Genomic DNA, 10038 nt, shown 5'->3' with positions numbered 1-10038 from the left:
CGGTGCGGTAGACTGCTGTCTACGATCAAAATGGCCGGAAGGAGAAATCCTTCCGGCCATCTACGTTGGAAAAATAGCTGGTAATTATACGTGAGAAACATGTTGGACGGGAACTTGAGAATCTACAACGGTGTAATTCAGAATAGATAAACCATATCTTTTTTTTGCTTCCAGCAGCCAGTGAAGCCACCTCTGCCTATCCTTCGAAAATTTAAGCAAAAATTCTCTCTTATGGCATCGATGTGTAATGTGCCAAATCTGCCCCGGTATATAATGCCTCTTAGCTCTTGCCATCGCTATATCACTGCTTTTTTTGCCTGAAAACCTCGAAATAGCCCTGCTTTCGAGCCCTTTTTAAGCTCAATTTTCAATCTTTTCAGATTGTTGGCGTGGCCCGACCCTAATTCCTTGGCGTGGCCCGACCCTAATTCCGGATCCCTAATTCCGGAACCCTAATTCCGCGACCTAATTCCGCGACCCTAATTCCCACCAGTGATTATGGCTAAATTCCGTTGGGAAGTCTATCCTGCATCATCTCCCTTCTATTGATTGTACGACCATCGACAATAAAGGTGCCGTCACCAACAGCATGAACGGTTTTTTTCTCCGGTCGCGCACTGTCAAGGTATGCGGCAAAGCCTTCAAGCACAACGATATTGTACCGTGTCACAATATCGACAACCTTACACTCGATATTTGCCAGGCATTCCTTGATGATCGGCGCTCGAACATGTCGAGCTTTCAACCGGGTGAGCTTAAACTGTGCAAATTTATCAATATCGGCTCCGGAGCAGGTGCCTACTCCGATAACGGTGTCGAGAAGATCCACGGTTGGAATTGCGACGACACACTCCCTTGATTCTTCAAGCGCGGTGTACGAATAATTCCACGGTCCTGTCGTAATGGCAAAGTTCGCCGTGAAGTCCAACACCATAGTCCAAGAGATGGTCATCACGTTGTCCTTTCGGCCGTCATGTGTTGTGACCAAAACGACCGGCCCCGGTTCTATGAGTGTGAATGCCTTGCTGAGCGGCAAGCTTTCCATATTCATCCCTTCATAATATCAGAGGACATGCGCTTCCAACAAACCCCGGCCCTACCGCCGCAGGTGGTCGAGTATCGCTCCGTCCGGGCCGATGAGTTCGACGATCATCGGCATGGAACCGACGGCATGGGTCGAACAGGAGAGGCAGGGATCAAAGGTGCGAATCACCGCCTCGATCCGGTTGAGCAGCCCTTCCCGGAGGGTGGTGCCGGTGAGGAAATGCCGGGCCGCCTGGAGAATTCCCCGTTGCATGGCCAGGTTGTTGTGGCCGGTGGCGATGATCAGGTTGATCCACTGGATCAGGCCGTCCTCGTTGACCCGGTAATGATGCATCAAGGTGCCGCGCGGGGCCTCGGTCACGCCGATGCCTTCCAGGCTGTTGACCCCTGCTTCTGCCCGGATCCGCTGGTCGAGGATCTGCGGATCGGCGAGCAACTCTTCGATGCGCTCCACCGCGTACAGGGTTTCAATCAGGCGGGCGTAATGGGCGTGGAACATGCTGAGGACCGGACCGGTGGCCAACTCCCGGAAGAGGGCCAGTTCCCGGTCGGCCAGTTCGGTACCGCAACGGGCGGCGAGGTTGAGCCGTGCCAGGGGCCCGACCCGGTACATGCCCTCCGGGTAGCCGAGCGGGCGGTAGTACGGGAACTTGAGATAGGTCCAAGGCTCCACCGCCTCGCCGATGACCTGCTGATAGTCGCTCGGATCGAGGTCGGTACCGACCGGAGCGCCGCCCGCGTCGATGAAGCGCAGCCGGCCCTGGTAATGTTCGAGCGTGCCTTCCTCATTGACCAGGCCGAGAAACATGCTGGGAAAATTGGCAAAGACGCCGATAGCCTCCGCATGCCCGTCAAGGGTCTGCTTGAACCGGTCGAGATGGGCGCTGACCAAGGTCTTGATCGACGGCAGATCGGCAAGGATGGCCTCGCGGTTGGCAGCGGTCAAAGGTGAGTTGACCCCGCCTGGCACCACCCAGGAAGGATGAATCCGCCGTCCGGCAAGGCGTTCGATGGCCTGCTGGCCGAATTGGCGGATGCGGATACCATCGCGGGCAAACTGGGGATCAGCGGCGGCCAGGCCGAAAAAGTTGCGGGTTTCCGGAGGATGATCCATGCCCAGCAGCAGGTCCGGGCCGGAGAGATAAAAAAAACTGAGCGCGTGCGACTGGACCAGTTGAGCCAGGTTGAGGAGGCAGCGGAGTTTGGTGGCGGTTGGCGGAATGGCCACCGCCAGCAGTTGGTCGCAGGCCTTGGCCGAGGCCAGTTCATGACTGACCGGGCAGATGCCGCAGATGCGGGCGGTGAGCGAGGGCATCTCGGAAAAGGGACGGCCGACCACGAACTGTTCGAACCCGCGCACCTGGGTGACCTGGAAACGGGCGTCCCGCACCTGGCCCGTGTCGTCGAGAAACAGGCGGATGGCGGCGTGTCCTTCAATACGGCTGACCGGTTCGATAGTGATTTGGGACATGGCAGACTCCTAGGCGCCGAACCGGGTATCGAGCCGTAGGTCGGCAGTACCGGTCAGCAATCCGTTCAGGGCGGTGAACAGTGTGTCCGCGGCGGGCGGGCAGCCGGGGATAAAGAGATCGACATGCACGAAATGATGCAGAGGCAAGGATTTGTCACGCAAAGGCGGCAGGTTGGTGCCCGGGATCTGGGCCTGCAGCGGTTCGCGCTCCAGGTACACGGAGCGGAGCATGGCGTCGGCGCCGTGGACATTGCGCATGGCCGGGATATTGCCGGTGACCGCGCAGTCGCCCATGGCGATCAGCAGTTTGCTGTGACGGCGTGCCCGGTGCAACCGGGCCTCGTCCTCGGCCGAGGAAACCGCCCCCTCGATGCAGACCACATCGACCTGCTCGGGAAATTCCTTGATATCGGCCAGGGGGCTGAAGACCATATCCACCTGGGCGGCCAAATCCAGCAGCCGCTCGTCCGTGTCCAGAAGCGACATGTGGCAACCGGAGCAACCGTCCAGCCAAAGAGTCGCCAAACGCCGTTTCTTCATTGCCTTTCCTCCGTGCGATTGGCCACGAGATAGGGAAGGGAGGGCCGTTTCTTCAGCATCTCCGCCACGGATTTCCCCTTTTCCGACAAGGCGCCGGTCGGGCAGACATGGACGCACTTGCCGCAACCGGTACAGGTGGCGGAGTCCCCCCAGGGCGTGTCGAGATCGGCAACGATGCGGCTGCGCATGCCCCGGTTCTTGACGTCCCAGGTATGTGCACCCTCGATCTCGGCGCAGACCCGGACACACCGGGTGCAGAGCACGCAGCGGTTATGGTCGAGGACAAAACGGCGGTGCGAGGCATCGACCTCCAGTTCCGGATAGCACCCGGGAAAGGCGATGTGATCGACGCCGAGTTTGTGGGCCAGTTCCTGCAGTTCGCAATGGCCGTTGGAAACGCAGACCGAACAGACGTGGTTGCGTTCGGCAAAGAGCAATTGGACGATATTGCGGCGATAGCCCTGCAGCCTCTCCGTTTGGGTGGTCACCACCATCCCTTCCTGGATCAGGGTGACGCAGGCGGGATGCAGTTTGGGACTGCCCTCGATTTCGACCATGCACAGCCGGCAGGAGCCAACCGCGGAGAGCCCCTCAAGGTAACAGAGGGTGGGGATGTCGATCTTGTTCTCGCGGGCGATCTGGAGGATTGTTTCCGTGGCCAGGCCGCTGACGGGCTGGCCGTCGATGGTCAGGGTAAGGATGGTGTCGCTCATGAGTTTGCCTCCCCCGGGGTATCGGCCGGAATCATCCGGTCGAGGTATTCCTGGCGAAAATAGCGCAGCGAACTCAGCACCGGGTTGGGGGCCGACTGGCCCAGCCCGCAGAGGCTGGCGCTCTTCAACAGGTCACAGAGTTCCTCCAGCATGGCGAGATCGTCGGCCGTGGCCTGCCGCTCCTGGAAGCGGGTGAGCAACCGGTGGATCTGGACGGTGCCGGTCCTGCAGGGCGCGCATTTGCCGCAGGATTCCTCCATGCAGAACTCCATGAAATACTTGACCACATCAATCATGCTCGAGGTCTCGTCGATGACGATCATGCCGCCTGAACCCATGATCGATCCCAAGGCGCTCAAGCTCTCGTAACTCACCGGGGCGTCGAGAAATTCCTCGGGGATGCAACCACCCGAGGGACCGCCCGTCTGCACCCCCTTGAAGGTGTGTCCGTCGGGAATGCCGCCGCCGATCTCGAAGATGATCTCGCGCAGGGGCATGCCCATGGGCACTTCCACCAGCCCGGCATTGTGAATTTTGCCGGTCAGGGCAAAGACCTTGGTGCCCTTGCTCTGCTCCGTGCCGATGGAGGCGAACCACTCCGCCCCGCACCGGATGATCGGCGCGATATTGGCATAGGTCTCGACATTGTTGATCAGGGTGGGACAGCCCCAAAGGCCCTTGCCCGCGGGATAGGGAGGACGGGGACGGGGCGAGCCCCTGCGGCCCTCGACCGACGCGATCAGGGCGGTTTCCTCGCCGCAGACAAAGGCGCCGGCACCGAGCCGGAGTTGGAGGGTGAGATCGAAACTGGTGCCGCAGATGGCATGGCCGAGCAGGTTTTTCCGTTCCGCCTCGTGGATGGCCCGCTGGAGCCGCTTGACGGCCAGGGGATATTCGGCCCGTACATAGATGTAGCCCCGGTTCGCACCCACCGCATAGGCGGCGATGATCATGCCCTCCAACACGGCATGGGGCGTGCTTTCGAGAATGGAGCGGTCCATGAAGGCGCCGGGATCCCCTTCGTCCCCGTTGCAGATGATAAATTTTTTCTCGCCAAGGGCCTTGGCCACGGTAGCCCATTTGAGCCCGGTGGGGTATCCGGCCCCGCCGCGGCCCCGCAATCCGCTTTCCTGCACCGTGCGGATAACGTCTGCGGGCCGCATGGTGGTGAGGACGCCCAACAGCGAACCGTAGCCGCCGGCGGCGATGTAATCCTCGATACTTTCCGGATCGATCCGACCGGACAGGGCCAGCACATTCTTGTACTGCCGGGTAAAAAAGGGAAGGTCCTCGGACAACAGCAACCGTGGCACCGGTTCCTTGCCCAAGGCGGCAACGATCTCTTCCGCATCGCCGGGGTGCACATTGTGATAGGTGATTTCCCCGGGCTGGATCAAAACGATCGGTCCCAGGGCGCACAGCCCCATGCAGCCGGCCTTGCGCACCAGCACCTGTTTGTCCAGATGTTGTTCGGCAACGACCCGGCGCAGGCCGGCGATAATCGCCTCGTTATCGGGGCAGCCCAGCCCGGCGCAGACCAGGATGTGGTGGGTGAACCCCTCCAGATGCCGGCTGTGTTCGTCCGCAAGATTTTTCAGCTCTTCACGATTCATCGCCCAGCCACTCCTTGATAATGGTGGTTGCTTCCTCGAACGTCTTCTTGCCGATAGGGGTGTTGTCCGTAAGCATCACCGGTGCCAGGGCACAGGCGCCGACGCAACGGACTTCGACCAGGGAAAGCTTATTATCCGCGGTTGTCTCGCCCGGAACCAGGTGGTAACGCTCCTTCATCCAGGAAAGGACACGGTCCTTGCCCTTGAGATGGCAGGCTGTTCCGGTGCAGACGGCAAGGGTGTGCTCGCCTTTGGGTTGCAGGGTAAAATGGTTGTAGAAGGTGACCACCCCAAAAACCTTGGCCGGCGGCAGGTGCAGCCGGGCGGCGATGTAGCCCAAGGTCGTCTTGTCCAGGAAACCAAAGGCATCCTGCGCGGCGTGCAGAGTCTCGATCAGGGCGGAGGGTTGGTAATCCAGACGTTGCATGACCCGGTCGACGAGTTGCCAGCGGGTGTCGTCCGTGGGTGGTGGTGGGGAAGGAAGGGCAGGCATGGTCGTTACCCCCATAGCTTGAAGAAAGGAGGAACAAAGTTGACTCCAACTTTACCCTCGCTTTTTCAATAAACGCAACCCTTAAAACCTCGCAAAAGCTCGGGAATCAACAAAGCAGACCTAGTCAAAAGGCGGCACGACGAAACAGAACATGCCGTTTTTAAGTCTTTTTCCAAGACGAAATAAAGGGTCGCCAAGGAGCGCCCCGACGATGGTAACTTTCGCCATATGGCTCTTTCCTTGGCACCCGGCGTTACAGGCCGTTACAGGAGTCGGGCCAAGTCAACCCTCTGTTATTTCAGTTATTCATCTCCAAATATGGCCGTTTTTAGGGGCTATTTCGTACTTTTCATCCCCTAAAAGAGATGAATAGGAAGCTTGTGCCTCGCGAAGATGGAATGATTTCCCAGACGGTACAATCTTCCTCCCCAACACCATTGTGCCCATCGTTCCCTTCAGTTCTTCGACAAAACGCTCGCTTCCGACTGCCACAGAGCGACTCCACTTGTCATCACGAAGGGGAATTCCTTCTTTGAGGCAGCTCTCAACCCTTTGTCGGTGAGTTGCTTGCAGGGTACCGTAGGTGTCGAATCCTAGAAGCTCTTGTAAACGATCATAATCTATCAATATATTTTTCCGTTTTGGCTGCTGGATTTCATTGTATCCGGAAAAAAACCATTCGGAAGGATGTTGCACAACTCCTGCTCTCACCATATTCATATCGATATACACAACGCATTGCAGCAAATGATCGCCACTCTCAACTGCAGTAGCGTGATATCGATCTTCCCAATAGGCTCCTTTCCTTCCGTTCCGCTGGTTGAATTCCTGGCCAGTCCTTCCTGCAATCAATTGAATGGAGCTGGGTATGACATTCTGCCCCTTATCATCAGCAACTAAAAGATGGATATGATTCGATGTAACGGTGTAATTCAGAATAGGTAAACCATATCTTTTTTTTGCTTCCAGGAGCCAGTGAAGCCACCTCTGCCTATCCTTCGAAAATTTAAGCAAAAATTCTCTCTTATGGCATCGATGTGTAATGTGCCAAATCTACCCTGGTATATAATGCCTCTTAGCTCTTGCCATAGCTATATCACTGCTTTTTTTGCCTGAAAACCTCGAAATAGCCCTGCTTTCGAGCTCTTTTTAAGCTCAATTTTCAATCTTTTCAGATTGTTGGCGTGGCCCGACCCTAATTCCTCCTGGACCCTAATTCCTCCTAATTTTTTTAAATACTACAGCATAGCTTTTGTCATTCTCCCCAGCATAGCTGGGGGATTAGCCTGGATTTAAGCAAAAATTCTCTTTTATGGCATCGATGTGTAATGTGCCAAATCTGTCCCGGTATATAATGCCTCTTAGCTCTTGCCATAGCTATATCACTGCTTTTTTTGCCTGAAAACCTCGAAATAGCCCTGCTTTCGAGCCCTTTTTAAGCTCAATTTTCAATCTTTTCAGATTGTTGGCGTGGCCCGACCCTAATTCGTATCTTGGCGACCCTAATTCGTATCTAATTCGTATGAAGATCTATGGGTAAAGATTCATTACCCGGCTACGGCTCGGTAGCTCATGGGAACCGCCTAGTGCGGACCCGCATGCTAGGTGGTGTGGGGGCTGGGGGAGAGATTCCCCCGGCTACCCGATTAGATTATCGTTTTTGGTTTTTCCGTGTATACCGTTTGGACAAAACATATTTGCCATCCGCTACTATTGAGGTCCGACGATCACGAAATGCATGCTGTGCGCTAACCACTCTTTCGCTTGCACACTTTTTACAAAATGATTTCCCATTATTGATGTCATCTTTGCTTCTTCGCTCATTGCCACAATATCCGCATATTGCATGAATCACTTGCATGGCTCTTATCTCCTTGTCAAAAAGTCCTCAAGTTCTCGCATTGCTTTTGCTCGCGACACAATACCACCGGATCCTGCCAGTCTTCGCTCGCGGCCAGAACCACTCCTGGGTTTGCTAACTGCTTCCCATTCATGTCTGCGGGGAGACAAGACAGTGTGGTTTACAACAATTTCGCGATCGCTCTTTACACGTATCCACGTGATAAGGTTTGGTGAGTATTGACATTTCCAATTCGGTTGGATAGGGAGACGGCTGATAGCCGTCTGCATGCTTTCCACATTTTGGTAACGATCATCCGGATTATCTGTCATGCATTTTCTAATAAAGGATCTCCACTGTTTAGGGACATGCGGCAACCAGCGAAGTTTAGAGGAATACCCGCCAAGTCGTACTTCGTCTCGCGGTAAGGGTAAAGACTCATAGTAGGTTTTACCTAACAGAAGGCGATAAGCTGTCATTCCAAACCCCCAGATATCGCTTTTGGGGCTAGTTAGTCCAGTTTGCCACACCTCAAAAGCAATATGGTCAGAATACCCCGCCATCGACCCATACCCCAAAACAAGTCTATCAGTAACGAGCCCAAAATCTCCCAATTTTGCTCTCCCACCAGAATCGAGCAGTATGTTCATAGGTTTGATATCGCGGTGGAGTATTCCCCTGTTGTGAATACAACATAGGCCAGTTGCCGTGTCATTTAGGTAAGTTCTCAATGACGCTATATCAAGAGGACCATTTTCATATAAGCCTCCAAGTGACCCTTGGCAAAGTTCCAATGTAAGATAAATTTTATCCTCTTGTGCATCATGAGCAACATCAAACACCCTTACCACTCTTTCATGTTCGGCACTTTTGAGATGTTGAGCTTCTGCGAGCAAATCCAATTTTCTTTGCTGCCAATCAGGATCAGACTCACCTGTTTTCTTTTCCAGCAATTTTACTGCAATATTTCCCTGGACAGGATGCATACCTTCATGAACCTTACCAAAGTTCCCGCTGCCAATTTCGGGTCCCAGCCGAAATGCCGAAATAGTTGCCCTCACAAACTTAACTCCTTTGGCTAAGTATAAGTATAGCTGCCTCGCGCCTACCTTTTGTGAGATCTTCTAGAGCTTCCCCTCTCCAAAAGGAATCATCTTTAACATACTCGTCAACTTTCCGATCTCCGAAGGTTCGACTAATAGAACCTTTCTGAACTAAGTTAGTTTCAGCGCCGCCAGCGACAGAAGCAGCCGTGATAACACCGCGAAGTTCAGCTGATTTAAGATGGGCAAGGGTCGGTTTATTCTTACCAACAGCACTTGCTTTAATAACGACATTTTGAATGCTATTGTTCGCCACGTAATCTTTCACTCTTTCATAAATTGCAGCATAGGCTTCAGATTCGTTTCCGGTCTGCAATTTCCATGTGAATTGATTATTGACTTCGGCATTGGTGCCATCGATTGAAAGATGCACAGCATTAAATTGCCCCCCAGACACAACAACACCTAACCACTCTGACATATATCTTCTCCTAATTTGTTTCTGCCAAAATCTAACGAAAAAGATCACCGGCGGAGCGCAGCGGAGTCCGTTGAATCTTTTGGTTCAGCTGAGTTTGCAGCGTCTTGATAAGTAAAAAATGCGGGAACAGGTCATTCCCAGCTGCGCCGTGAGCGGTCTGTATCAGCAAACTTGCTATCCAGCCGCTCACGGCGCAGCTGGTGGCATATTTTGCCCTATTTTTCAATAGTTAGCGGATAAATTCCGGCTGAACCAGTAATTCCCCGGAAGAGCGATACAGACTGTCCTTGAGGGCTTCACCCCCTTGAATTAGGCTCATCCAGAGTATAAATACTGTGAAAATCTAGATAAATAGATTGTCGTGCTCAAAGCAAGCTGTTAGTTTTTTACTTCCGGGTAACATCACTACAAATCATATTCTACGCAGTTTGCTCTCAAACTTTCGGAGGCAGTCATGCTGGATGTACCTACGGAGATCAGAGTCAGGTATGCTCAATATCTTGCTCAAAGCGGTGTGGCGCAGATATACGTAAACAGATGCCAGAAATGGCTGCGTTACTATCTTGATTTTTGTCTGAAATATCAGCACGAATCGTCAACCCCTCAAAGCTTGGATGCCTTTCTTGTCAAATTGACCGAGAAAAGACAAGATGTTGCGAAAAGGAAAGAGGCCCAGCAAATCCCATTTTGTCCCCTGGACCGCCAATGTGAATGGTGCTGAAGAGACTTTTGGGTTTTTCTGTGGAGTTTAAGGCATATTTTCAGCGCCTTCTCAGCCCGCTGGCTGCAAGGACCATGTT

At 53.9% G+C, this 10038-nt stretch carries 9 protein-coding genes and 1 pseudogene; all 10 read right to left on the bottom strand.

Features of this window, described 5'->3' with window-relative positions; all coding sequences use genetic code 11:
• Positions 1-111: 111 nt before the first annotated feature.
• Positions 112-294: pseudogene (locus tag JWJ90_RS24025) on the bottom strand (transposase); the annotation flags it as partial.
• A gap of 208 nt (positions 295-502) precedes the next feature.
• On the bottom strand, positions 503-1045 hold the full coding sequence (locus JWJ90_RS21800; RefSeq protein ID WP_205229334.1) for a flavin reductase family protein: 543 nt from the start codon (positions 1043-1045) through the stop codon (positions 503-505).
• Between the two features lie 51 nt (positions 1046-1096).
• Positions 1097-2515 (bottom strand): Ni/Fe hydrogenase subunit alpha, encoded by a 1419-nt coding sequence (locus tag JWJ90_RS21795; protein WP_205229333.1) that lies wholly within the window; start codon positions 2513-2515, stop codon positions 1097-1099.
• A 9-nt stretch (positions 2516-2524) separates the two neighbouring features.
• A complete protein-coding gene (locus JWJ90_RS21790) occupies positions 2525-3055 on the bottom strand; it encodes an NADH-quinone oxidoreductase subunit B family protein (RefSeq protein ID WP_205229332.1) in 531 nt (176 codons plus the stop codon).
• Entirely contained in the window at positions 3052-3768 is a 717-nt protein-coding gene (hoxU, locus tag JWJ90_RS21785) for a bidirectional hydrogenase complex protein HoxU (protein ID WP_205229331.1), read from the bottom strand. The genes JWJ90_RS21790 and hoxU overlap by 4 nt, the downstream gene beginning before the upstream one ends.
• Positions 3765-5381 (bottom strand): NuoF family protein, encoded by a 1617-nt coding sequence (locus JWJ90_RS21780; protein WP_205229330.1) that lies wholly within the window; start codon positions 5379-5381, stop codon positions 3765-3767. Before JWJ90_RS21780 ends, hoxU begins: the two co-directional genes overlap by 4 nt.
• Positions 5371-5808, bottom strand: a complete 438-nt coding sequence (locus tag JWJ90_RS21775; protein ID WP_240195098.1) for an NADH-quinone oxidoreductase subunit NuoE family protein — start codon at positions 5806-5808, stop codon at positions 5371-5373. Before JWJ90_RS21775 ends, JWJ90_RS21780 begins: the two co-directional genes overlap by 11 nt.
• A gap of 372 nt (positions 5809-6180) precedes the next feature.
• Complete coding sequence (locus tag JWJ90_RS21770; protein WP_420828934.1) at positions 6181-6927, bottom strand: transposase; 747 nt, start codon at positions 6925-6927, stop codon at positions 6181-6183.
• A gap of 813 nt (positions 6928-7740) precedes the next feature.
• Entirely contained in the window at positions 7741-8775 is a 1035-nt protein-coding gene (locus tag JWJ90_RS21765; RefSeq protein WP_205229328.1) for a protein kinase domain-containing protein, read from the bottom strand.
• Positions 8776-8779: 4 nt separating this feature from the next.
• A complete protein-coding gene (locus JWJ90_RS21760; RefSeq protein ID WP_205229327.1) occupies positions 8780-9238 on the bottom strand; it encodes a hypothetical protein in 459 nt (152 codons plus the stop codon).
• Positions 9239-10038: the final 800 nt, after the last annotated feature.

The organism is Desulfobulbus rhabdoformis (assembly GCF_016919065.1).
Classification (GTDB): domain Bacteria; phylum Desulfobacterota; class Desulfobulbia; order Desulfobulbales; family Desulfobulbaceae; genus Desulfobulbus; species Desulfobulbus rhabdoformis.
Note: the sequence above shows the minus strand (reverse complement) of the source record. Positions and strands in the feature narration are given on the sequence as shown.